This window comes from Pedobacter heparinus DSM 2366, from assembly GCF_000023825.1.
GTDB classification, from domain to species: Bacteria; Bacteroidota; Bacteroidia; order Sphingobacteriales; family Sphingobacteriaceae; genus Pedobacter; species Pedobacter heparinus.
Window position 1 is genome coordinate 4,214,187 of sequence record NC_013061.1, and the last position, 25,543, is coordinate 4,239,729.

20 protein-coding genes are annotated in these 25,543 nt (G+C 40.3%); 13 read left to right on the forward strand and 7 right to left on the reverse strand.

What is annotated here, in order from left to right; genetic code table 11:
- Window positions 1-13: 13 nt before the first annotated feature.
- Window positions 14-1,243 (reverse strand): exo-beta-N-acetylmuramidase NamZ family protein, encoded by a 1,230-nt coding sequence (locus PHEP_RS17615; protein ID WP_015809341.1) that lies wholly within the window; start codon window positions 1,241-1,243, stop codon window positions 14-16.
- A 328-nt stretch (window positions 1,244-1,571) separates the two neighbouring features.
- Here PHEP_RS17615 and PHEP_RS21760 point away from each other — a divergent pair, with 328 nt between their 5' ends.
- The gene (locus tag PHEP_RS21760) at window positions 1,572-3,542 is read left to right on the forward strand and encodes an ATP-binding protein (RefSeq protein WP_015809342.1); all 1,971 of its coding nucleotides are present in this window, start codon (window positions 1,572-1,574) and stop codon (window positions 3,540-3,542) included.
- Between the two features lie 140 nt (window positions 3,543-3,682).
- On the opposite strand, the gene PHEP_RS17625 is transcribed toward PHEP_RS21760, so the two are convergent.
- A complete protein-coding gene (locus PHEP_RS17625; protein WP_015809343.1) occupies window positions 3,683-4,579 on the reverse strand; it encodes a DUF4886 domain-containing protein in 897 nt (298 codons plus the stop codon).
- Between the two features lie 263 nt (window positions 4,580-4,842).
- Here PHEP_RS17625 and PHEP_RS17630 point away from each other — a divergent pair, with 263 nt between their 5' ends.
- The 7 genes from PHEP_RS17630 (at window position 4,843) to PHEP_RS17665 (ending at window position 11,960) form a co-directional block, all read left to right on the forward strand.
- Window positions 4,843-5,721 (forward strand): cell division protein FtsX, encoded by an 879-nt coding sequence (locus tag PHEP_RS17630; RefSeq protein WP_015809344.1) that lies wholly within the window; start codon window positions 4,843-4,845, stop codon window positions 5,719-5,721.
- Window positions 5,721-5,945: a DUF3098 domain-containing protein gene (locus tag PHEP_RS17635; RefSeq protein WP_015809345.1), complete on the forward strand. Its 225-nt coding sequence runs from the start codon at window positions 5,721-5,723 to the stop codon at window positions 5,943-5,945. The genes PHEP_RS17630 and PHEP_RS17635 overlap by 1 nt, the downstream gene beginning before the upstream one ends.
- A 9-nt stretch (window positions 5,946-5,954) precedes the next feature.
- Entirely contained in the window at window positions 5,955-6,749 is a 795-nt protein-coding gene (locus PHEP_RS17640; protein ID WP_015809346.1) for an undecaprenyl-diphosphate phosphatase, read from the forward strand.
- Window positions 6,746-7,432: a tRNA pseudouridine(55) synthase TruB gene (gene truB, locus PHEP_RS17645; protein WP_015809347.1), complete on the forward strand. Its 687-nt coding sequence runs from the start codon at window positions 6,746-6,748 to the stop codon at window positions 7,430-7,432. Before PHEP_RS17640 ends, truB begins: the two co-directional genes overlap by 4 nt.
- A gap of 47 nt (window positions 7,433-7,479) precedes the next feature.
- Complete coding sequence (locus tag PHEP_RS17650) at window positions 7,480-8,298, forward strand: YitT family protein (protein WP_238326498.1); 819 nt, start codon at window positions 7,480-7,482, stop codon at window positions 8,296-8,298.
- Between the two features lie 15 nt (window positions 8,299-8,313).
- Window positions 8,314-9,249, forward strand: a complete 936-nt coding sequence (locus tag PHEP_RS17655) for a bifunctional riboflavin kinase/FAD synthetase (RefSeq protein ID WP_015809349.1) — start codon at window positions 8,314-8,316, stop codon at window positions 9,247-9,249.
- Between the two features lie 485 nt (window positions 9,250-9,734).
- Window positions 9,735-11,960 (forward strand): cation:proton antiporter domain-containing protein, encoded by a 2,226-nt coding sequence (locus tag PHEP_RS17665; protein WP_015809351.1) that lies wholly within the window; start codon window positions 9,735-9,737, stop codon window positions 11,958-11,960.
- Window positions 11,961-11,966: 6 nt separating this feature from the next.
- Here PHEP_RS17665 and PHEP_RS17670 read toward each other — a convergent pair whose 3' ends face one another.
- Window positions 11,967-12,587 (reverse strand): LysE family transporter, encoded by a 621-nt coding sequence (locus PHEP_RS17670; RefSeq protein WP_015809352.1) that lies wholly within the window; start codon window positions 12,585-12,587, stop codon window positions 11,967-11,969.
- Between the two features lie 46 nt (window positions 12,588-12,633).
- The gene (uvrA, locus tag PHEP_RS17675) at window positions 12,634-15,441 is read right to left on the reverse strand and encodes an excinuclease ABC subunit UvrA (protein ID WP_015809353.1); all 2,808 of its coding nucleotides are present in this window, start codon (window positions 15,439-15,441) and stop codon (window positions 12,634-12,636) included.
- A 265-nt stretch (window positions 15,442-15,706) separates the two neighbouring features.
- On the opposite strand from uvrA, the gene PHEP_RS17680 reads away from it, so the two are divergent.
- The 4 genes from PHEP_RS17680 to recA all read left to right on the forward strand — a co-directional run bounded on the left by PHEP_RS17680 (window position 15,707) and on the right by recA (window position 18,510).
- Window positions 15,707-16,282, forward strand: a complete 576-nt coding sequence (locus tag PHEP_RS17680) for an RNA polymerase sigma factor (protein WP_015809354.1) — start codon at window positions 15,707-15,709, stop codon at window positions 16,280-16,282.
- 133 nt (window positions 16,283-16,415) lie between these two features.
- Window positions 16,416-16,607 carry a hypothetical protein gene (locus PHEP_RS17685; RefSeq protein ID WP_015809355.1) on the forward strand — a complete coding sequence of 64 codons (192 nt, stop codon included), beginning with the start codon at window positions 16,416-16,418 and terminating at the stop codon, window positions 16,605-16,607.
- A gap of 102 nt (window positions 16,608-16,709) precedes the next feature.
- Entirely contained in the window at window positions 16,710-17,387 is a 678-nt protein-coding gene (gene nth, locus PHEP_RS17690; RefSeq protein ID WP_015809356.1) for an endonuclease III, read from the forward strand.
- Between the two features lie 109 nt (window positions 17,388-17,496).
- Window positions 17,497-18,510 carry a recombinase RecA gene (gene recA, locus PHEP_RS17695; RefSeq protein WP_015809357.1) on the forward strand — a complete coding sequence of 338 codons (1,014 nt, stop codon included), beginning with the start codon at window positions 17,497-17,499 and terminating at the stop codon, window positions 18,508-18,510.
- Window positions 18,511-18,566: 56 nt separating this feature from the next.
- Here the strand turns inward: recA and PHEP_RS17700 are convergent, their stop codons facing one another.
- Both PHEP_RS17700 and tsaD read right to left on the reverse strand, forming a co-directional pair.
- The gene (locus tag PHEP_RS17700; RefSeq protein ID WP_015809358.1) at window positions 18,567-18,788 is read right to left on the reverse strand and encodes a hypothetical protein; all 222 of its coding nucleotides are present in this window, start codon (window positions 18,786-18,788) and stop codon (window positions 18,567-18,569) included.
- A gap of 11 nt (window positions 18,789-18,799) precedes the next feature.
- Entirely contained in the window at window positions 18,800-19,801 is a 1,002-nt protein-coding gene (gene tsaD, locus PHEP_RS17705) for a tRNA (adenosine(37)-N6)-threonylcarbamoyltransferase complex transferase subunit TsaD (RefSeq protein ID WP_015809359.1), read from the reverse strand.
- Between the two features lie 153 nt (window positions 19,802-19,954).
- On the opposite strand from tsaD, the gene PHEP_RS17710 reads away from it, so the two are divergent.
- Window positions 19,955-24,319, forward strand: coding sequence for a translocation/assembly module TamB domain-containing protein (locus PHEP_RS17710; protein ID WP_238326500.1), 4,365 nt, complete (start codon window positions 19,955-19,957; stop codon window positions 24,317-24,319).
- Here PHEP_RS17710 and PHEP_RS17715 read toward each other — a convergent pair whose 3' ends face one another.
- Complete coding sequence (locus tag PHEP_RS17715) at window positions 24,320-25,531, reverse strand: bifunctional 3,4-dihydroxy-2-butanone-4-phosphate synthase/GTP cyclohydrolase II (RefSeq protein WP_015809361.1); 1,212 nt, start codon at window positions 25,529-25,531, stop codon at window positions 24,320-24,322.
- Window positions 25,532-25,543: the final 12 nt, after the last annotated feature.

Sequence of the window (25,543 nt, forward strand, 5' to 3'; positions counted from 1 at the left end):
CTACCCACAACAATTACGGATATAGGAGATACTTCGCCCGTATAGCCTTAAACTTCTGCAATCCAGGCTCCCAGCTTTTTCTGATGTCAGCTTCTGATACTCCGGCTATGATCTGTTTTCTTAATTGATCGGTACCTATACGCAGATCAAAGGGAGATACACCTGTACTGGCTCTTTCCTGACCAAAAAAGCGGGCTTTATCCGGATAAGCATTGTACAATTCAATTAACCACGATAAATTAATCTGGCGGCTCTTCCGAAGCTTGCTGATATCATAATTGCGAAGGTCAAGGCCATAGCAAACGGAGTCTTTGTGATTTGGCCGCTCACTCATTCCGGGAATGCTTACCGGTTTGTAGGAAAATGAATACTTGCCTTTCAATGCAGGTGCTCCCAATATAGTAAATGGCATATAAGTTCCCCGACCTTCATTGATCGCTGTTCCCTCAAACATACATAAGCTCGGGAAAAGCATTACAGCCTGCTGGGTATTTAAATTTGGTGAAGGATGTATGGGTAATACATAAGACATGTCATGGTTATAGTTGGCAACTTTTATAATCTTTATGCTGCATCTTTCTTTCAGGTATCCCTCGCCGTTAAGGTATTGTGCAAACTCACCGATAGTCATGCCATGCGTCATGGGTGTATAATGAATCCCTATGGCAGATTTAAATTTATCATCAGTCATTACCGGGCCGTCTACTACATATGCATTAGGATTAGGTCTGTCAAGAATCAGGAGTTCTTTGTTGTTTTCTGCACAGGCTTCCATCACATACTCAAGTGTATTAATATTGGTATAATAGCGACAGCCCACATCCTGAATATCAAAAACCATAAGGTCTATATCCGCCAGCTGTTCTTTTGTTGGCTTCTCGTTTTTGCCGTATAAAGAGATGATGGGAATGCCGGTTTTCGCATCTATCTCGTTGTTTACCACGGCTCCATTACTGGCATTGCCCCTAAAACCATGTTCAGGTCCAAACACTTTTACAATTTTAATTCCAAGGCTCTTTAAACTATCTACGCTGCTTTTTTTGCCGATAATGGAACTCTGATTTGCAACCAGGCCAATTCGTTTTCCTTTTAGATAAGGCAAATATTTTTCAGTCTGGTCGGCACCTGTGACAATTCCCGACTTTTTGGATGTACCTTGCTTTGACGATGCAATTTGTGCGGTAGATTTGATGTTGCTGATCGCCAGAAGCGTTAAAAAAAGTAAGGAAGTAAATTTCATCATTTTTGGAAGGGTTAAATTTCTATATTATCAATTAGTACTATGCAGGATGCCTCCAACCGCAGGGTCTAAATTAGTAAATTTAGCCAAAGTATCATATAGCTTGGGTGACAAGCAGGTTAAGCATTTCTTCCTTCTGTGGGATTAGCTACATTACCAATTAAAATATTGAACGTGATCTTTAGATACGATTCTCAAAGCGATATGAACACTATGGCCCGAAAATCGGTGTTATTTATTCAATTTATTCATTTACAAGTAAGGCGTGTTTTTTTGCATAGCTGTAATTATATTGGTAATTTAACGAAATACATCCCTAATGTAGCATTTCATGAATAATACAAGCATTTCAGATAAAAAATTAGCAGAAATACAGAAGATCCTGGAAATTAGTCCGATGGGTGCTTTTCAGGCTGATACAGTAGGTAATTGTTTGTTTCTAAACCGGCAATGGGAAAATATCTCAGGATTAAGTGTGGAGGAATCGCTTGGGAAAGGTTGGATGAGCATCGTTTATGAGGATGACATTGTGCTTATAAACAATCTGTTAAAGGATGTGATGGCGGAAGGAAAAGAAATATTCGATTTTGTTTATCGGATTCATCATCCTTCTGAAGGACTACGCCAGCTTAAAGTGAACGCGAAATTTATTTTTGATGACTATGGTGTTATTTCCTACTACATCGGTTTTTTAGAGGACATCACAGATCGCACCCAAAGCGAACTGGCGTTTCAGGAAATCAAACAAAACCTGGAGCGCAGCAACCTGATTCTGGATGTGAGTCAGGAATTGAGTACCACGGGTGGCTGGGAATTTAATTTACTGACAGGAGAAGTGTTCTGGACAAAGCAGGTTTATGAAATTAATGGCGTTGATGAGCAGACTTTTGTTCCTACTTTTGAAGGCGTACTTTCGCGCTACGAAGAAGGTTATGCCCAGATAATGGAACAACAAGTAAAAGAGGCGATTGAAAAGCAAATACCTTACGATCTTGAACTCAGACTATGTACGCCTGCTGGTGTAAGAAAATGGGTTAGGGCCGTTGGTACACCCATTGTAGCAGACAATAAGGTGGTGGTGTTAAGAGGAGCCATTACAGACATTACCCAAAAAAAGGAAATTGAATTGGAACTACTTCGGGCAAAGGATATTGCCGAACATTCGGCAAAGGCAAAAACGGATTTTCTTTCGGTAATGAGCCATGAAATCCGCACACCTTTAAATGGAATTATTGGTATTGCCAATTTGTTGAAACTTAAACATACCATGGACCAGGAAGAGTATGTGCGTAGCCTGATCTTTTCGGCCGACCATCTGCTGCAGCTCATTAATGATATCCTGGACCTTACCAAAATAGAAAGTGATAAGCTGGAACTGGTTTTGGCAGAAGTGAACATTTTTGAGCTGGTAAGGAATATCAAAAATCAGTTTAAATCGCTGGCCGAGGCTAAAGGCATTGTGGTGAAAAGCTTTATTGATGATGATATTCCACAAAGACTGATTGCCGATCCGGTAAGGCTTGGGCAGATTTTGAACAACCTGATCAGCAATGCTATTAAATTTACAGAAAGTGGAGCGGTGACCATTACATTGAGCCTTGTGGCATTGACAGCTAACAAAGCTAATGTACATTTTTCTGTAAAAGATACCGGAATGGGTATTCCGGAGGAGTTACATGAAACCATTTTTGAAAGCTTTAAGCAAGTACAACAGGATGTGCACCGTAAACATACGGGAACAGGTTTAGGTTTGGCTATTACCCAGAAATTGGTGGAACTACACGATGGGCGCATTTTGCTTAAAAGTACAGCCGGCCAAGGAACAGAATTTTATTTTGAACTGAATTTTGATTTAGCTACTGACGAGAATTCGCCAGGGACTTTCAGGCCTGGGCCTGAAATTACGGTATACGAAGGTAGGTTAAAAGGTTTGCGCATTTTATTTGTCGAAGACAACCCAATTAATGTAATGGTGGCTAAAAACCAGCTGGAATACTTCGGCAGCGTACCAGACTGTGCTTATAATGGAAAGGAAGCTCTTGCGTTGTTAAATGACAACCAGTATGATGTGGCCTTGCTGGACCTGCATATGCCCGAAATTGATGGTTATGCTTTGGCGGATCTTATACAGCAGCAGTACCCCGGAATACACATTGTTATTTTTACTGCCGATATTATGACAGAGGTGAAATTGAAGCTGGCTAAAATGCATATTTTTGACATTCTGAACAAACCTTTTTCACCCGAAAGAATGTTTGAAGTGTTATACAATGTAGCTAAGAACCGGGGTGTTTTAATATGATATAGCAACATTGATGGGAACTTAAAAAAGCATGTAAATAGAAGACAAGAAGCGATTCAAAAGTAGCTTACTTCTTTATTCAAGAAACAGAAAGAGACCTGAACGACATGTGGAAATTTGAAGATGGCCTCTTTGGAACTTTAATTCTTCGAAGCTGTTGCTTTCAGGAATGCGGCAAATTCATCCGACACAGCAGCTGGTTTAAACTTCAGTTTGGTTGGATCTCCCTTCAACAAATGCTTGTACCATACCAAACCTGCCAGATAGCACCCTGCTTCATTTGCATGATTGGGATCAAACTGTAGTTTCTTGTCTTTCCCCCAGCTATAGCCTACATTGATCGAGTTTTGCTGTGAAGGCAGTGCAGGATAAACAGGGTTAGCATAATCAAATGCAGTATCTTTTTTAAAACCCCATTTGCTGTCGGTGGCAACCTGATAAAAAGCATCACCGGATGGGATAATTGGCAAATTACCGAGGTTCTTTGCCATAAGGTGATAGGCTGCCCTCGATTTTTCCCACATTTCTCTATTGTTTTCTGCACGTTTTTCTGAAGCGATCATTCCCCAGTTTACTGCATCTGCACGGTAGGCCCAGGTTTGATGAACAAATACCTTCGCATCTGGCTGATACTTTTTAACCAGGTCATAAATTTTCGTTGCATAGGGCTGGTAAGTGCCTTCATCACCAGACAATAAAGAATATTGCTGCATGGTCACGATATCCCACTTTTGTGATTGCAACAGCTGTCTTAGTGATTGACCTTTATAAGCCTTACCCCTGTTGGTATCGATGTCATTTACCAAAACCGAATCCCAGTGGCGTTTTAAAGAGCAACCGCCCATTTCTGCCCTGCCTAAAACCAATTTTACATGCGCTTCTTCGGCCATTTGAGGCAAATAACGCGAGGCATTCTGTGAAAAACTATTGCCAATCAGCAATACTTTTAAAGTTTTACCGGCCTGCTGTGCATTCAGTTGTAAACACATGGTTAATACCAGTACTATAACAAGTTTGGTTTTGATTAAAATTTTCATCTATTTATAATTTTATACTCAGTTGAGCTAAAACAGCTCAGTGGTTTACCAGGGCTAATATTAGTCAATAAGTCCGAAAAAAAAAATTCAGGTCAATCAAATAATCAGGCAGAATTCATTATTTATTGGATTATCCATTAAAGATATCCCTGAAAACCATCACCTCAAACCAGGAAAGAAAATAAAAACAAACGATTTTACGTTGTAGCTTTGTACTTTAGTGGCTTATATTTTTTATTTTCGCAGAACATAAATAAAATTACATGGAAGAATTTGAAGTTAGCGATGCTTCTAAGAAGACAAAGACCATATACATTTCTACTATTTTCAGTATTGCCCTGGTTTTACTGATGCTGGGTATGCTCGGGTTGATTTTAGTGCATGCTAAGAACCTTTCTAACTACGTAAAGGAAAATATTGTTTTGAACATTATTGTGGATGAAGGCGCGAAAGAGACAGAAGTTCTTGCCTTTCAGAAAGAGCTGAACGCCAACCCTGCCATAAAAAGTACAGTATATGTAAACAAAGAAATGGCTGCAAGGAACCTGACAACTGATTTAGGAGAAGACTTTGTGAACTTTTTAGGTTACAATCCATTGCTATCCACTATTGATGTTTATTTAAAGGCAGATTATGCAAACAACAAGGGCATTGATGCACTGAAAGCCAATATTGGTAAAAACCCAATTGTAAAAGAAGTGATTTACCAAAGCTCACTGATTGATATGGTAAATAAAAACATCAATACGATCGGACTCATCATCCTGGGCTTTGCTGCTATATTACTGATCATTTCTATTGCATTGATCAACAATACCATCCGGCTGGCCATTTATTCCCAGCGCTTCCTCATCAAAAGCATGCAGCTGGTGGGTGCCACCCGTAATTTTATACGTAAACCTTTCATTTTGATTGCTGCATTACATGGCCTCATTGCAGCTTTTATAGCCATTTTAATTTTGCTGGGCATTCTTTATTACGCCCAGAAAGAAATTCCTGAAATGGTGATCCTGAGAAACTACAGCGAATTTGGCATTGTCCTGCTGGGCCTGGTGGGTGTGGGGATCTTTATTACCGCCATCAGCACTTCATTTGCAGTGAGCAGATATTTAAATTTAAAAATTTACGACCTTTACAGATAATGGTAGAAAAAAAATCATCTCCTGCAAGTCAGGATGCAAAAAATGAACTGGTGTTCAGCAAAAAGAATTACCAGTTGTTACTGATCAGCATTGCAATTGTGGTACTCGGGTTTATCCTGATGATCGGCACTACAGATATTTACGATTTCAGAAAAACCTTGCTGGCCCCTATGGTTGTTTTATTCGGGTTTGGATTTGGCGTGTATGCCATTTTAAAGAAATAAGCTCTTTTCATGGATTATTTGCAGGCCTTTATTCTGGCCGTAATAGAAGGGTTAACAGAGTTTTTACCTGTTTCATCAACCGGACACATGGTGATTGCCAGTTCCTTTATGGGGATTGGAAAAAATGATTTTGTAAAGCTTTTTGAAGTAGCCATACAGCTAGGGGCCATTTTAGCAGTGGTAGTACTGTATTGGAAAAAATTCTTTGATTTTAGCAAGTGGCAGTTTTATGTAAAGCTGATCATTGCTGTAATACCAGCCCTGTTTTTTGGCTATCTGCTTAATGATTTTATAGACGAAACTTTAGGTAATCCCGTATTTATAGCAGTAGTATTACTGCTCGGTGGAATTGTTTTGTTGTTTATAGACCGGTTCTTTAACAACCAGACCATCGATAAAGAAACAGATATCAGCAATGTAAATGCCTTTAAAATTGGGTGTTTCCAGGTACTGGCAGTTGTTTTTCCAGGCTTAAGCAGAAGTGCAGCCACCATTATTGGGGGTATGCAGCAAAAGCTGACCAGACATGCGGCAGCCGAATTTTCATTTTTTCTTGCCGTACCTACCATGTGCGCTGCAACAGGCTATAAACTTTTGAAGGGTTATCACCTTTTAAATACGGAAAATATAAAACTGCTGCTTTTTGGCAACCTTATTGCCTTTATTGTAGCCATAATTGCCATTAAATCTTTTATAGGCTTTTTATCTAAACACGGGTTCCGTATTTTTGGCTGGTACAGAATAATCATTGGTGTGGTATTAATTGCACTGTATTATTCGGGGATTGAAATAAACGTAATATGAGGGAATTCAATTTTGTTGAGGGAGAGTTACTGCTCATCAATAAGCCCTATAAATGGACCAGTTTTGATGTGGTAGGAAAGATCAGGAACTCGCTGAAACCATTAAAGCTAAAGGTAGGACATGCCGGAACTTTAGATCCGCTGGCCACCGGCCTGCTGATCTTATGTACCGGAAAACTGACCAAACAGATCGATACTTTTCAGGCTGAAGAAAAAGAATATACCGGCACAATGGTGCTTGGGGCCACTACCCCATCTTATGATCTGGAAACGGTGGTTGACCAGGAATTTCCATTGGATGGGATTACTGAGGGTGCCATTTATGCTGCCACAGCGCCTTTTATTGGCGACATACAGCAATACCCGCCTGCCCATTCGGCTGTAAAGGTAAACGGTGAGCGCCTTTATGTAAAAGCGCGCAGGGGGGAAGAAACAGAACTGCGTTTGCGTAACGTTACAGTATCTGCTTTTGAAATTACCCGGATAGCCCTGCCGGAAATCGACTTCAGAATAGTGTGCAGTAAGGGCACCTATATCAGATCGTTGGTTGCTGACTTTGGGAAACAGCTAAACAATGGCGCCTACCTGTCTAAACTGGTACGCACGCGCAGCGGAAACTTTTTATTGGAAAATGCGCTTGAAGTAAATGATCTTGTTGATTACCTTAGAGCGAAAAAAGCATAGAGATGCGGGGGCATATCAAAACTAAAAAACTAAACTTTACCAAAAACATGTTTTTAATTACATGCGGTATTGTGTCGGCCTGTTTTGGATTAAAAAGTTTTTTACTGCCCAGTGGTTTTATTGACGGTGGGGTTACCGGGATCTCGCTGCTGATCAGCAACATCACCGGACTAAAACTCTCCTACCTCATCGTGGTCATCAATATTCCCTTTGTAATTCTGGGTTACAGGCAAATAGGTAAAGTTTTTGCTATCAAAACTTCTGTTGCGATTGCTTTGCTGGCCATTTTACTGATCGTTGCCCCTTTTAAATCCATTACCCATGACCCTTTACTGATTGCCTTTTTTGGTGGATTGTTTTTAGGTGGTGGCATTGGCCTGGCCATGCGCGGTGGTTGTGTAATTGATGGCACCGAAGTATTGGCGTTGTACATCAGTAAAAAAAGCACCCTTACCGTTGGCAACATTATCCTCATCCTGAACATCCTTATTTTTTCGGTAGCAGCCATATTTTTAGGTATGGACAAGGCTTTATATGCCATTCTTACTTATTTATCGGCCTCAAATACGGTTGATTATATTGTAAACGGAATTGAGCAGTATACCGGCGTTACCGTGATCTCGGAGAAAAACGAGAATATTAAAAAATTCATTATCCACCAGATGAAAAGGGGGGTTACCATATATAAAGGCGAAGGTGGCTACGGTATAAAAAAAGATATCGATATTCTATATACAGTGGTCACAAAGCTGGAAATGGGAAAACTGCAGACCGCTATCAGGCAAATTGATCCGGATGCATTTGTTATACAACAGCAGATTGCCGATATCAGAGGCGGGGTAGTAAAACGCCAGGCCTTACATTAAAGCATACATATACCAATGAACATATACCATCATTTTTCTGAGTTTAAAAGATTAAACAATGCTGTTGCTACCATTGGCACTTTTGATGGGGTACATTATGGCCATCAGAAAATTATTAAAAGATTGTGTGAACTGGCAAGGGCTACTGGTGGTGAAAGCGTGATCCTTACTTTTTTTCCGCATCCGCGACTGATCATTGACCCTGAAAACCAGGATCTCAAAATGATCAATACCATTGACGAGAAAGCAAAAATACTGGCCGCTTTGGGTGTTGACCATCTGATCATTACGCCTTTTACCCGCGATTTTTCTAACCTGAGTGCTGAGGAATACATTAAAAACATTTTGGTGGATACCATAGGCATCAAAAACTTAATTGTAGGTTACGACCACCGTTTTGGGAAAGACAGAAAAGGCGGTATGCCCGAACTGTTGGCCTTGGCCAGGACCTATAGTTATCAGATTGAAGTAATACCGGAACAGGACATTAACGATGTGGCCGTAAGTTCTACCAAAGTACGCAATGCCCTGTTAAACGGGCAGGTTGCCCTGGCCGCGGAATACCTTGGCTATAATTTCTCTTTACACGGCAGAGTAATAAAAGGGGATAAAATTGGCAGGACCATAGGTTTTCCAACAGCCAACATCTTTATTGAAGAGACTTATAAACTGATCCCCTCTGATGGGATTTATGCAGTAACGGTGGACATGGAGGAACAATCTTTTAGGGGCATGGCCTATATTGGGCAGCGCCCTACGATTAATGGCATGACCCGTAATATTGAAGTCAATATTTTTGATTTTGACCGTGAAATTTATGGCCAGGATATAACCATGACCTTTCTGCAATTTTTAAGGCATGATGTGAAATTTACAGGCCTGGAGGCCTTAAAAATACAATTGCAAAAAGATAAAGAAGATACCCTCGCTTACTTTGCCACACTGGAGTAATTTAAATTTAATGCCTTAATTATTCGGATAAAAGGCCTTTTTTTTGCTATATTTACAGCAATGAGGTGTTTTTATGGTATCATAATGCTCGTTTTTATACAAGTGCTTTCCCTGCAATTTGCATTGGGAAAAACACACAGCGCATTAAAAAATAAACCTCAAAAAAAAACGGTCATTGTAGATACCTACCTGTACAAATTCAGCAAAAAACAACATACTACTGTTAAAAAGATACTTTTTGAAGATCTACCTTTTGTACAGCATACGGTTAAAAAACCCGGACTGGGCTGTTGCCTGTTTTCAGCAACACTACAAAAGCCTGGTAACTATCAATTGCTGACAACCAGGACATACGGTTGTTTTACCAGTAGCTGTTATTCCTTCATATTTGATCATCTATACCCCAAACATGTTTTTTGGTAAAACAATTATGCTAAACCCATTTTGACATAATATTTATACCCTAATAAAAATACACGTTTCTTATGATACACTTACCAGTATTGATTACTGATTTAGGTTTGATACTTGCAGCCGCAGGAATAACTACCCTGCTTTTTAAAAGAATTAAGCAGCCACTGGTTTTGGGCTACATCCTGGCTGGTTTACTTGTTGGTCCGCATATAAAATTTATTCCAACTGTTACTGACAATGAAAGCATCCACATCTGGGCAGAGATTGGTGTAATCTTTTTGCTTTTTAGCCTGGGGCTTGAGTTCAGTTTCAAAAAGCTGGTTAAAGTGGGTGGTTCGGCCTCTATTACCGCAATTGTTGAGGTGGTATTTATGCTGCTAATTGGTTTTGTAGCCGGTAAAGCGATGGGCTGGGCTACTATGGACAGTATATTTTTAGGGGGTATCCTCTCTGTTTCTTCCACTACCATTATCATCAGGGCCTTTGAAGAACTGGGTGTAAAACACAAAAAGTTTGCCGGCCTGGTATTCGGAGTACTCATTGTAGAAGACCTGGTGGCCATTTTGTTATTGGTATTGTTGTCTACCCTGGCAGTAAGCCAGCAGTTTGCCGGTGCAGAAATGCTGGTATCTATTTTAAAACTATGCTTTTTTCTTGTCTTATGGTTCATTGGGGGCATATTCCTGGTACCTACCTTTTTAAAGGCCACCAAAAAGCTGATGAATGATGAGACCATGCTGGTGGTATCGATAGCGTTATGCCTGATCATGGTATTACTGGCCGTTAAGGTTGGATTTTCTCCTGCCCTGGGGGCTTTTATTATGGGTTCCATTTTAGCCGAGACCACTCAGGCAGAACGCATAGAGCACCTGACCAAATCTGTTAAGGATCTATTTGCAGCTATATTTTTTGTTTCGGTAGGGATGCTGATAGATCCAGGGATCCTGGTGGATTATGCGGTGCCAATCCTCATCATTACACTTGCAACCATCCTTGGCAAATTTTTAAGCTCGGGTATGGGCGCACTGCTTTCCGGTCAGCCGCTTAAAACTTCGGTACAAACGGGCCTGAGCCTGGCTCAGATCGGTGAATTCTCTTTCATCATTGCCACCCTGGGGGTAACCTTAAAGGTAACCAGCGATTTTCTTTATCCAATTGCTGTGGCAGTATCGGCCATTACAACCTTCACCACCCCCTACCTGATCAAAGCCTCGGAACCATTCTATTTCTTTTTAGAGCGTAACCTGCCTAAAAAATGGGTAGAGGGCCTAAACAGATACAGTTCCAGTACAGCCGGAATTACTACTTTGAGCGATTGGAAAATACTTTTAAAATCCTATACCTTTAATACCATTATCCATTCTGTTATCCTGATTGCACTGGTTTTTCTGGGAGCTAAGTATCTTCAGCCATTTATTACGGGGAACATCATCAATGGAAATAAGGGTATCATCATTAGCCTGGTGGTGACCTTAATTTTTATGACACCTTTTTTATGGGCCCTGGCCATACGAAGGATTGAAAGAAAAGCCTATTCGCATTTGTGGCTGAATAAAAAATATACCCGTGGGCCGCTGATTGCACTGGAGATTTTGCGCATTGCCCTGGCCATTTTCTTTGTAGGCTTCCTCATTTTCCAGTTTTATAGTACATGGCTGGCCATTACCATTGCTGTTGTGCTGATTGTTTCGGGTATGGTGATCTTTTCAAGAAAGCTACAAGGTTTTTACAACAGACTGGAAAGCCGCTTTTTACTGAACTTAAATGCCCGGGAAGCCCAAAATGCACAACCCGAGATTTTGCCCTGGGATACCCACCTTGCTGAGCTGGTGGTAGCGCCAGAGTCTAAACTGGTAGGCCAGACGCTCATAGAACTTTCCATCAGGGAAAAATACGGGGTGAATATCGCCCTGATAGAGCGTGGCAAGATTATGATTCCTACACCAGGGCGCGATGAAAGATTATATCCCAATGATAAGGTATTGGTGATTGGTACTGATGCACAGCTGGCCATGATCAAGGAACTTTTTGAAGGAAGTGTGGATGAGCATGAAGAAGCGGCCAATTTCCCGAAGAAGGACATGACCTTACAAAAGATTGTGATCAATGCAAATTCGCCGGTATACGGACAAAGCATCCGCAGCTCGGGTATCAGGGAAACTACGCAGGGCCTGGTGGTAGGAATAGAACGCAATGGTGAGCGCATATTAAATCCAGATTCGAATATGGTTTTTGAAAATGAAGATATTGTCTGGATAGTTGGGAACAATAAAAAGGTTCCTGAACTGCTGAAATAATTGTTTTTATTTGATCCAGTGGATATACGTGATCTTTCCTATGTGATAGGCAGAAAGCGCAAAGAAAAGTAGGGCAATACTTTTGTTGACAATATAGCTGCTTAAGGCAAACTTTTCCTGTATATACTGGGCAAAACGCGCAAAACCGTATAGGGCAAGTGCGGCGCCAACGCCCGAGCCAATACTAAAAACAGAAAGGGAAAGGTAACCGATATCGATCCATTCATGCGAGATCAGGTAAGTGCCTACAAACAGCCAGTAAGGGATTTGCATAGGGTTAATAACCCCCAGTAACATGCCATACCTGATGCTGTCCTTTTTAGAATAATCGGCCTTGGGCATTTCTTTTCTGGACTTCCAGGTTAATACCCCCAATATCCCAAACATGAATACCATAACTACATCAATGGTGTTTTCCAGGTTAATTTCGCTCGACAGCCATTGTACAAAACGCATAACACCAAAGGTGAAAAGGATTTCTACAGTAGAGAAGGCAAAGATAAAATACAATGCCTGACGAATGCCCCTGGTAATGGTAATCTGAACCACTGTAAGGTTAATGTTTCCCGGGGGAATATAACCGACCATATTTAAGACAATTCCCAGAAAGAGTGTTAAAAAAAGCATGCGCGAAGATACAATGATTTCATAGGATTCATAACATTCGACAAACTTATGCTGGTTTCATATGGTCTTTTAAATACCTGGCCGTGTAGGACGATCTGGCAGAAAGCAATGCTTCCGGGGTACCTTCAAAAACAACATTGCCACCTTTATCCCCGCCTTCCGGGCCAATGTCGATGACCCAGTCAGCTGATTTGATCATGTCCATATTGTGTTCTATCACCAAGACAGAATTGCCTTGCTCGATCAGGGTGTTCAGTGCGATCAGCAGTTTTTTAATGTCGTGAAAGTGCAGGCCGGTGGTGGGCTCATCAAAAATGAACATGGTTTTATTGGCATTGTTTCCTTTAATTAAAAAGGAAGCCAGTTTAATCCGCTGGGCCTCACCGCCCGAGAGGGTATTAGAGGACTGGCCCAGATGGACATAGCCCAGGCCAACATCAACCAGGGGTTGCAGTTTATGCAGTATTTTAGGCTCATTGCTAAAGAAAGCTACAGCCTCTTCTATGGTCAGGTCCAGTATATCTGCTACATTTTTATCCTGGTAGGTTACATCCAGTACCTGCTGCTTAAATCTTCTGCCGCCACAGGTTTCGCAGGGCAGGTAAATATCAGCCATAAACTGCATTTCTATCTTCACCTCTCCTTCTCCCTGGCAAACATCACAGCGCCCGCCTTCCACATTAAAAGAAAAGGCAGCTGGCTTCAGTCCTGCAGCTTTTGAGGCGGGCAGGGCCGAAAACAAGGCCCTTACATCATCCCATGCCTTAACATAAGTAACGGGGTTTGACCTGGACGAACGGCCAATAGGATTCTGATCTACCATTTCCACCTGGCTCACCAGGTCGTAATTGCCATAAATACCATCGTATGCACCGGTCTGCTCACCGGAATAGTTGCCTATCGCTTTTTGCAAGGCAGGATAAAAGATTTTTTTGATCAGACTGGTTTTTCCGGAGCCCGAAACACCACTGACTACTGTAAATATACCCAGTGGGATTTTTACATCGATGTTTTTAAGGTTGTTCTCTCTTGCCCCTTTAATTAAAACATGGTCTTTCCAAGCTCTGCGTTTGGCAGGGATGGCTATTTTTTCGGCACCTGAAAGGTAACGGCCGGTTAAACTGTCTTTATCCTTTATAATTTCTTTATAAGTACCACTGAATACGAGGTTGCCCCCATGCGTGCCTGCCTCGGGGCCTATATCAATGATGTGATCGGCAGCCTTCATCATTTCTTCTTCATGCTCTACAACCAACACAGTATTGCCCACATTACGGAGGGCCTGCAGTACTTCTATCAGTTTATTGGTATCCCTGGGATGCAGGCCTATACTGGGCTCGTCGAGCACGTAAATGGAGCCCACCAGACTGCTGCCTAAAGAAGTGGCCAGATTAATTCGTTGCGATTCTCCTCCCGAAAGGGTATTGGAAAGACGGTTTAAAGTCAGGTAGCCCAGGCCCACATTGTTTAGATACAGTACCCTGTTTACAATCTCGGCCAGTAAGCGTTTGGAGATCTTTTGCTCTGTATCAGAAAGTTTCAGGTTTTCAAAAAAATCAAGTATGGTAGCCAATGGCATCAGTACCACATCCATGATAGATTTATTTTCTATTTTAACATAGGCAGCATCCTTGCGCAACCTTGACCCTTTACAATCCGGACAGATGGTTTTTCCTCTGTACCTCGAAAGCATTACCCGGTACTGGATTTTATAGGTCTGCTCTTCCAGCTCTTTAAAAAAATCATCCAGTCCGCCAAAATACTTGTTGCCTGCCCAGATCAGTTTCTGTTCCTTTTCTGTAAGCTCGCTATAAGGGCGGTGGATCGGGAAGTCAAATTTCTCGGCATTTCTGACCAGTTTGTTCAGCCATTCGCGCATTTTTTCTCCCCGCCAGGGTGCAATAGCATTATCGTAAACACTTTTACTCTTATCGGGGATCACCAGATCTTCATCTATACCGATCACGCTGCCATACCCTTCGCACCTTTTACAGGCACCATAAGGATTGTTGAAACTAAAAAAATTAGGCGTGGGCTCTTCAAAGCGGATCCCATCCAGTTCGAACCTATCGCAGAAATGGTTTAACTTCCCCTCGTGTTCTACATAACAATCGCCTTTTCCTTCAAAAAACGCAGTTTGTACAGAATCGGCAATACGGCTTAACGTTTCTTCTTCTGGGTTGACTACAATGCGGTCGATCAATATCTGCACAGTTTGTTCATCCTTAAGTTCAAAATCCTTAAAATCCTTATCTTCCAGGATATCCTCTATTTTAAGTACCTTCTTTTTATAGGAAACCCTGAGGAAACCCTTTTGTAAAAGCACCGCCAGCTCTTCTTTTAAGGACCTGTTGTTGTGTGGGAATAAGGGGCAAAAGATGGTAACCACACTTTCATTGCCCAGTGCAGATATAAAATCAACAACAGTGGTAACAGTATCTCTTTTTACAACTTTGCCCGATTGCGGCGAATAGGTTTTGCCGATCCTGGAAAAAAGGAGTTTCAGATAGTCGTATATTTCTGTTGAAGTACCAACGGTGGAGCGCGGGTTGGAGGTGATCACTTTTTGTTCAATTGCTATTGCCGGTGCTATCCCTTTAATATAATCCACATCGGGCTTGTTCATCCTTCCCATAAACTGCCTGGCATATGAAGACAAACTCTCTACATAGCGGCGCTGCCCCTCTGCATACAAAGTATCGAAAGCCAGCGAAGACTTGCCCGAGCCCGACATTCCGGTAATCACTACCAGTTTATTTTTAGGTATGGCAACATCTATATTTTTAAGATTATGAACTCTGGCACCTTTTATGATAATGTTTGTATGTGGATCTTTATTGATTTCTTTATTCATTGATTTCCGGATAGAATGACGCTAATATAACCCAAATAACACAATATTGGTTTTTTGTGGAAATGCAAAAATAAGGCTCTGAGACCACTTTTAATTTTTTTTAACACTTTTTATATGGTTTTATGATAAAAAAATCCTTCTTTTGAAATATTAACTGATAAATCAAACCACTAACAAACAAACTGATAGGAGAACTCATATAGAAGAAAACATCTACTAAATAATTTTTTAGCAAGCAGCAAGGGAATTTAGTAAGGATACTCCTATGAAATTACAACAATACAGTGATCAGGAATTAATTAAGTTATACCTTAATGGTGATGAGACCGTTTTGGAAGAACTTCTGAAAAGACACAAGTCTAAAATTTACACATCTATATATCTTTTGGTAAAAGATCAGTATTTAGCTGAAGATATATTTCAGGATGCTTTTATAAAAGTGATCAACACGTTACGGTCCGGGCGCTACAATGAGGAAGGCAAATTTTTACCATGGGTGATGCGCATTGCACACAACTTGGTGATAGATTATTTCAGACGTGAAAAACGGGCCCCGGTAATTACAAGTGCCGATGGCACAGACGTTTTTAACCTGCTTCAGTTTCATGAAGAAAGTGCAGAAGATAAAATGCTGAGGGAACAGACCCATTTTGACCTGAGGACAATGATCCATTTATTGCCCGACGATCAGAAAGAGGTTTTAATTATGCGCCATTATGCAGACCTTAGCTTTAAGGAGATTGCAGACCTGACGGAGGTGAGCATAAATACCGCACTTGGAAGGATGCGTTATGCACTGAATAACCTCCGTAAGATGATGAAAGTGAAAGAAATCTCTTAATAAAAGAGCATTATCACCTTAGAAGGGCATTTTTCATTTGTAAAAAATAAATTACAAATAATTATAGTTAGGGTTAAAATAAATTAACAGCAATTGCGTTTATTAATAAAAAAACAATACACGTTATTTGCTTATGATGGAAACCTTTACTTCAATTGACAACTTAAATTACCAGCAACAAAAGCAGGACGGTACTCCTGCAGATGAAACTGAAGGAATCGACGCCATGTTTTATGATCATATTAAAACACAATTGGATTCGCTGAAAAAAGACCCGGCAGATGAAAGCATTGCCAGGATCCTGGCTTACTCAAGAAGCTTGTAATTTAAAAAAGAATTAAGCTGTCGGGAAACCGGCAGCTTTTTTATGACAAAGCATTTCCTCAGCATCCATTGAAAGAACAATATTATTTATCTAAGTTTGCCTATGCTCAAAAAAGAAAGATACCGGCTTTTTGTGGCCCATTTTTCTGCCAGGCAACCCAATGCTGAAACAGAACTACATTACAACAATCCCTTTCAACTGTTGGTTGCAGTGATTTTATCTGCACAATGTACCGACAAGCGCATCAACCAGGTTACCCCTGCCCTATTCCAGCGTTTTCCAAATGCAAAAGCACTTGCAGAAACGACCCCTGATATAGTATTTGATTACATCAGAAGTGTAAGCTATCCGAATAATAAGGCCAAGCACCTGGTAGGAATGGCCAATATGTTGTTACATGAGTTTAACAATGAGGTACCATCGGATGTTGACCAGCTGCAGAAAATGCCCGGAGTTGGCCGCAAAACAGCCAATGTGATTGCTTCCGTAATTTATAATGCACCCGCAATGGCCGTTGACACCCATGTTTTCAGGGTAGCCAACAGAATAGGGCTAACTAATGGAAAAACCCCCTTAGCAGTAGAAAAAGACCTGGTTAAAAACCTCCCGGAACACACCATCCATGTAGCCCACCACTGGTTAATATTGCATGGCAGATATGTATGTGTAGCACGCTCACCTAAATGCAGTATTTGTGAGATCGCACATTTTTGTAAATATTATCAAAGCAACAATAAAATAACTAAAATAATTAGTGATATTACAGGTCAGGTAAAATAAAACAACTTTATTTATTGATTTAAAATTAAATTACATTATATTTGCTAATATAATTAGCACTAAAGCTAAGCATATAGCTAATGTTTAGCCTAACAAGAATTATAATACTATGAGCACAAACGCAGACAAATTAAAAGCACTACAACTTACTTTAGATAAGTTAGAAAAATCATACGGTAAAGGTACTGTGATGAAACTTGGGGATAATGCTGTAGAGCCTATTGAATCCATTTCTACCGGATCTATCAGCCTTGACATTGCTTTGGGTATTGGGGGTGTACCAAAAGGAAGGATTATTGAGATATACGGGCCTGAATCTTCAGGTAAAACAACCTTAGCTACACACATTATAGCTGAAGCACAGAAAAAAGGTGGTATAGCTGCAATTGTGGATGCGGAACATGCTTTTGATAAAGGCTATGCCAAAAAATTGGGTGTTGATGTAGACAACCTGCTGATCTCTCAGCCGGACAATGGCGAACAGGCCCTGGAAATTGCAGATAACCTGATCCGCTCTGGTGCGATTGATGTAATCGTGATCGACTCTGTAGCCGCATTGGTACCAAAAGCAGAGATTGAAGGCGAAATGGGTGATTCTAAAATGGGCTTACATGCGCGCCTGATGTCTCAAGCCTTACGTAAATTAACAGGAACCATTTCTAAAACCGGATGTTGCTGTATTTTCATCAACCAGCTGCGTGAAAAAATTGGGGTAATGTTTGGTAATCCTGAGACTACAACCGGTGGTAATGCCTTGAAATTCTATGCCTCAGTACGTCTCGATATCCGCAGGACTTCCCAGATCAAAGATTCTGATGAAGTTTCCGGGAACAGGGTAAAAGTGAAAATTGTAAAAAATAAAGTTGCCCCCCCTTTCCGTATTGCTGAATTTGACATTATGTTTGGTGAGGGAATCTCTAAAACGGGTGAGATCATCGACCTCGGTGTTGATTTTAACATCATCAAAAAAGCAGGTTCATGGTTCTCTTATGGTGATACCAAGCTTGGACAAGGTAGAGATGCCGTGAAACAACTGTTAATGGATAACCCAGAATTGTCTGAAGAAATTGAAGCAAAAATACGTGCTGAAGTAACCGGAGAAAAACTGGAAGAAAAAGTTTAAACATCGATTGCCTAGCATAAAAAGGCTGATGGTGTAAAAAACATCAGCCTTTTTTATTACCTGTAACTCGGTGGCTGCGATTTTAATGTACTACCCGCCCCTGTTTCCATAAACTTACTGTCATATTTCAGAATAGCAATCAACGCGATCACAGCCATTGCAATCAGCACAAAGAGGCCTATATAATTCTTTTTTTTATCCTTTTTGATCAACCAACCTAAAAAAACTATCAATGGGATTAACAGTAATCCAAAAAAAACATAGCTAGCTGCATTCATAATCTCTTATTTTAAAATTCCATTCGTGAAAGTGGAGCCACATCCTGGCCAACAAAATCACCGTTTAAATATTTATGATATCCTGCAATGGCAATCATAGCAGCATTATCTGTGCAATACTGAAATGCGGGGATATAAACATTCCAACCCTGCTGTCCCGCCATTTTTTGAAGTGCATGCCGCAGGCCACTGTTTGCCGAAACCCCACCGGCTATTGCAATTTCTTTTATTCCATATTGCTGGGCCGCCTTTTTTAATTTATTGAGCAAAATGTCAACAATACTATGTTGTACAGATGCGCAGATATCATTTAAATTGCCGGCAATAAAATCAGGATTTTCTTTTTCCTGCGCCCTGATAAAATACAAGATAGCAGTCTTTAAGCCACTAAAACTGTAATTTAAATCTTTTATCTGAGGTTCAGGGAACTTAAAGGCCAGCGGATTTCCTTCTTTTGCATGTTTATCTATCAGTGGTCCGCCCGGATAAGGAAGATTCAGGATTTTGGCAGTCTTGTCAAAAGCCTCGCCAGCAGCATCATCAAGAGTTTCCCCCACGATCTCCATGTCAAAATAACTCCTAATCAATACAATCTGGGTATGCCCTCCCGAAACCGTAAGGCATAAAAAAGGAAATGCAGGTTTGGGATCATCAATAAAATGTGCCAGAATGTGTGCATGCATGTGGTTAACGGCTATTAAGGGCAAATCAAGCGCCAAAGCAAATGATTTGGCAAATGAAACACCAACCAGCAATGACCCCAAAAGACCTGGTCCCCTGGTAAATGCAACGGCACTTAATTCCTTTTTGCTTACTTTAGCATCAGTTAATGCCTGTTGTATAACCGGAACGATATTTTGTTGATGTACCCTTGATGCAAGTTCAGGTATTACGCCACCATAATTTTCATGAATTGTTTGGTTTGCAATAACATTGGCAGTAATTTTGCCGTTGTTACATATAGCAACTGAAGTTTCATCGCAAGAAGATTCTATAGCAAGTATTACAGACACGGTTATTTATAATTAAGCTACAAAACTATTAAAAAACTATTACAAATACTGCTTTGGCTTGTTGCATCGGTAATATTACTTGTTGCGGTCATTCTTTTTGCCCTTCAGTTCAGACCTGTGCAGACCTACGTGGCTAAAAAAGCTGCCGCTTATTTGTCAAAAGAACTGAATACAACCATCTCCTTAAGTGGCATTTACATCAAACCTTTCAAATCTGTTGTGATTGAGGACCTGCTGGTTCTTGATCAGCAAAAGGATACTATACTCAACACACCAAAATTTCTGGTCGACATGAACCGGTTTTCTTTAAAAAACCGTATCATCGCCGTTAATACAATACAAATTAATAACGGCACTTTCTACCTGAAATCATATAAAGACAGGTCTACCAACCTTGATTTCATTATTGACTATTTTGATTCGGGCCCACCCAATGTAAAAAAGAAAAAAAAGCCTTACCAGATTTCCTTCGACAGGATTATCCTGAACAACTTTGGTTTTAAGTATAAAAACTACAGACAAAAGGATACCGCTATGAAAGGTATAAACTTTGACGATGTAGCCCTCAGTAATCTGAATGGAATTTTCGAGAAGCTAAATACAAAAGATCATATCCTGCAAACCAAAATAAAGGATCTTACCTTTAAAGAAAAAAGCGGTTTCTATTTAAAAAACCTCACGGCATTTACCACCATTGATACCAATAGCATTGAACTAAAGAAACTGTTGCTGGTAACCAACAGAAGCCGGCTGTCTGATTATTTTCAGATGCGCTTTAAACGCTTTGCAGATTTTGATGATTATATCAATAAGGTAAGGATGAATGCCAATTTTGTAGATAGTCACATTTCATCCCGTGATGTCTCTTTTTTTACTTCCGAACTGGACCAGATGCACCTGGATATTGATATAGATGGCCGAATTACCGGTTTGGTTAATAATTTAAGGGCAAAAAAACTGGCTGTTAAGGCCGGAAAAGCTACCTATATTAAGGGCGATTTTATGTTAAAGGGGCTGCCTTATATCAAGGAAACTTTTATGGACCTGAAGATAGAGATGGCCGGCACAAATAAAACAGACCTGGATGAGATCGTATCCAGTATTACCGGCAAAAATGGAACCGTTGTCCCAAAAGTGGTCAATAAATTTGGAAACATCAATTTCAATGGATCTTTTACAGGCTTTAAAAACGATTTTATTGCTTATGGCGAATTCAAAACCCGCCTTGGCAGATTGGTGTCTGATGTAAACATGAAAATAGACAGGAAGGGAATCCCTTCTTATACAGGAAATGTTAAAACTTACGATTTTGACATCGGTACGCTGATAGACGAAAAAACACTGGGCAGGCTCTCGGCCTCTTTATATGTAAAAGGCCGGGGTACAGAGGTCAACAGTCTTTCTGAAAAACTAAATGGAGATATCGATTATATTGATTTTAACAGCTACAGATATAGAAACGTTAAAATAGATGGCACTTTCGACAAGAAATATTTTGATGGAAGACTCACCATTAACGATAAAAATGTTCAGCTTGCTTTTGATGGCGGTGTTAACCTGAACCCAAAACTTCCAGTGTTCAACTTTAAAGCAACTATAAAAAATGCCAAATTAAGGGCACTCAAATTATATAAGGATTCTTTAAAAATTGATGCTGTATTCAGTACCAACTTTTCTGGTAACAATCTGAACAACATACAGGGAAATCTGAGGCTACAGGAAATAAGATTAGATAATGTTAAAGGGATTTACAACATAGATTCTGTAGAGCTGCAGGCTAGTGGACTGGGCAAAGAACGCAGTTTAACCATAAAATCCGATATATTTGATGCCAGCATTAAAGGTCAGTACGACTTAAATACTATCCCATCCTATTATAAAGCATTGGCTAAAAAGTATATCCCATCTTTAAAAGCTGATATTGTAAAGTATGGGGATCAGATATTTCAGTTTAACCTCGTTATAAAAAGATTTGAACCTATTGCCGAATTACTGGTACCCGGACTGGAAATTGAAGATCAGGCCATATTGACCGGCAATTTCGATTCTCCAAACAATACTGCCACTTTAAATGGTTTTATCAAAAAACTTAAGTATAAAGGGATAGTTGTAAACAACATCATTATTGACGAAAATACAAGTACGAATCAGCTGCAGGCTATTTTTACCTCAGACAGGGTTGACCTGAACGACAGCCTGCATATTAAAAATGTAAACATCTCCAATATATTGCGGAATGACAGCCTCTCCTTAAACGTTAAGCTTTCTAACGAGGATGATGTTAACCAACTGGATTTAAATGGATTGATTGAATTTGCCAGTGATACAACTGCACGCATAAGTATACTTCCTTCTATTTTGGTTGTCAACAACGAAGAATGGAAAATCCAGGAAAAAGTGAGGATAAATTTTCATGAAGGAAAAACGGAGATCAGCAATTTTGACCTTAACAATGGCCGGCAGCTGCTTACTTTGGATGGAACACTGTCAAGTGATCCTAAAGATCTGCTACTGGTAGGTTTTAAAGATTTTAGCCTGACTACATTAAATCCTTTTGTGAAAACACTTGGACTAAAATTGAGCGGAAATGTAAACGGTGAAACAAAATTAGCCAACATTCTTAAATCGCCCGAAATTCATGATAACCTTAAAATCGATTCTCTGGTTTTTAATGACACTTACATCGGGACCTTGACAGACACGTCATCGTATGACAAGGCTAAAAATACAGCCAATATATACACCAAAATTGTGACTACAGACAGAGAAACTTTAAGGGCCACCGGAAATCTGGACCTTGAAAAAAAGGAAATTGACCTGAAAGTAAGGCTGGATAAAAGTGAGCTTGCTGTTTTTGAGCCCTTCATTAATAACCTGGTATCAGATCTGAAAGGTCATGTCTCCTCTGATCTGACTGTGACCGGTCCTTTTGACAAACCATCAATTAAAGGAAGCCTTACACTGGATGAGGCTGCCATGACCATCAATTACCTTAAAACAAGATATACAATTTCTGATGAGGTTGGGGTTAACAATAGTGTGATTGACATTAACGACCTCAAATTGTTGGATACAGATAATAATGAAGCGATAGCAAATGGAACAGTGGATTTAAATGACATCAATAACCCTACGCTTGATGTTGTTGTAAATGCCACCAATTTCATGGCCTTAAACACGACCGAGAAAGATAATTCCCTCTATTTCGGAGAAGCTTATGCCACTGGTACTTTTAAATTTAAAGGTCCGACAAATAAAATGTTTATTGACATTGATGCTAAAACAGAAAAGGGAACTGTATTTAATTTACCCTTAAATAGCTCTGAAACTGTTTCAAGTAAAGACTTTATCACTTTTATAAGTAAAGACACTGCCAGCTATGTAAAAAAACAGACCAGTTTTGATGGCCTGACCATGAGCTTAAAACTAAATGTAGATGCCAATAGTACTGCAAATATTTTTACAACATTGGGTAACCTGAGTGGTAAAGGTTATTCAAAAAACCTGGCCCTTAAAATCAATAGCTTCGGCGATTTTGAAATGTCGGGCGACTATATCATTGAAAGTGGCAGTTTTGATTTTACAGCTCAGGAAGTCATTAATAAGAAGTTTACCATCCGACAGGGGGGAACAATCAGGTGGACAGGAAACCCCTCTGCTGCGCAGATCAACTTAAAAGCTATTTATGCACTCAGGGCGAGCACCAGCGATCTTTATGCGGCTGCCAACAGAGAAAGCAGTAACGCCAATCAAAGGGTGCTTACTGAGGTTGAAATGGGCCTTACCGGCCTGCTATTAAAACCTGACATTAAACTGGATGTTTTTTTTCCTTCCAATCCTGCTATTAAAGAAGAAATGCAGACGTATTTTAATGATGATAACAACCGGAACCTGCAGGCCTTAAGTCTGATTATCAGACGTAGTTTTGCGCCCGGAAGTGGAAAAGAAGACCTAGGCAAACAGTTAAAATCCGGAGTAGCCAGTACGGCAACAGAATTACTGTTTAACCAGTTTAACAATGTACTTTCCTCACTGAACCTGGATTTCGTAGACATCAACATCCGTTCGTTGAGCGAGGCCAATGCATCCTTCAGGTTTTTTCAGGACAGGATTGTTTTAAATGCAGGGATTGTAGATAAGAACAGCACCAACGATCTGTCGCCAATTGGTTTTTCAAGAGACAATGTAGGTAGTGAAGTTGAGGTGCTGGCACTGATCAAGAAAGATGGTACACTGGTAGGTAAGCTGGCCAATAAACCTCCAACACAGCAAAGCATTTTCAACACCGGCATACAAAACACCAATGTAACCTCTTTGGGTCTGATCTATACCCAGCAATTTGACAGCTTCAGGGAATTTGTTCAAAAAATCTCAGGAAAACTGCGCAGGGAAGAAAAACAAAAGAAACTGGAACTTGAAAAAAAGACGGCAGAAGAGGAAAAAAAACCTTCTGCCGTCCAGCCTCCCCAAAATAAGGAGGGTATAATAAATAATCAGAAAAATCCTAAAAGGAAATAATTAGCCTTTCATAATCTGATGGCCCATCTTATCCCGCTTTGTTTTTAAGTAAAGCTCATTGTGGATATTGCTCTCTATTTCAATAGGAATGTTCTCCACAATTTCCAGACCATAACCAATTAAACCTGCCCGTTTTGTAGGGTTATTAGACATTAAGCGCATTTTAGTTACCCCCTGCGCCCTTAATATCTGAGCCCCAACACCATAATCCCGTTCATCTCCTTTAAATCCTAGTTTAATATTGGCTTCAACGGTATCAAAACCCGCATCCTGAAGATTATAAGAACGCAATTTATTGATCAGGCCAATTCCCCGGCCCTCCTGGTTCATGTAAACCACTACCCCTTTGCCTTCTTTATCGATCATTTCCAAAGCTTTGTGCAGTTGCGGACCGCAATCGCAGCGGCATGATCCAAAAATATCTCCTGTAACGCAGGAACTGTGCACTCTGGCCAGTACAGGCTCATCGGCAGCCCATGTTCCCTTACTGATAGCCAGGTGAGTTGCATAGTTGTCTATCTGTGTATAAGCTGTCATCTTGAAATCGCCCCACTGAGTTGGCAAATTAATCGTAACTTCTTCCTTAATCAAGCTCTCTTTGCTCAGTCTGTAGGCAATAAGGTCCTTTATGGATATGATTTTAAGCTGATGTCTTTCTGCAATCTTAATCAGATCCGGAAGCCTGGCCATTTCCCCATCTTCTTTTAATATTTCTACCAGCACTCCTGCCTCTTTCATTCCTGCCAGTCTGGCCAGGTCAGTAGAAGCTTCTGTATGGCCAGCGCGTCTTAAAACGCCCCCATCTTTTGCCCTTAACGGAAAAATATGTCCTGGTCTGCCCAGTTCTGAAGGATCTATTTTAGGATCGATCAGTGCAAGTATAGTTTTTGATCTGTCAGATGCTGAAATTCCGGTTGTACAACCATGACCAAGCAAATCGACGGATACCGTAAAATTTGTTTCATAGGCAGCAGTATTTTTCCCAACCATAGATTCTAAACCCAGTTCATCGCATCTTTGCTCAGTTAGCGGTGCACATATTAATCCACGGCCATAGGTAGCCATAAAGTTAATTACCTCTGGCGTCGCATTCTCTGCGGCGGTTAAAAAGTCTCCTTCGTTTTCGCGGTCTTCATCGTCGACAACAATAATAACCTTCCCTGCTTTTATATCCGCAATAGCATCTTCTATTGCATCAAGTTTAATTTCCATTTTATGAGTATA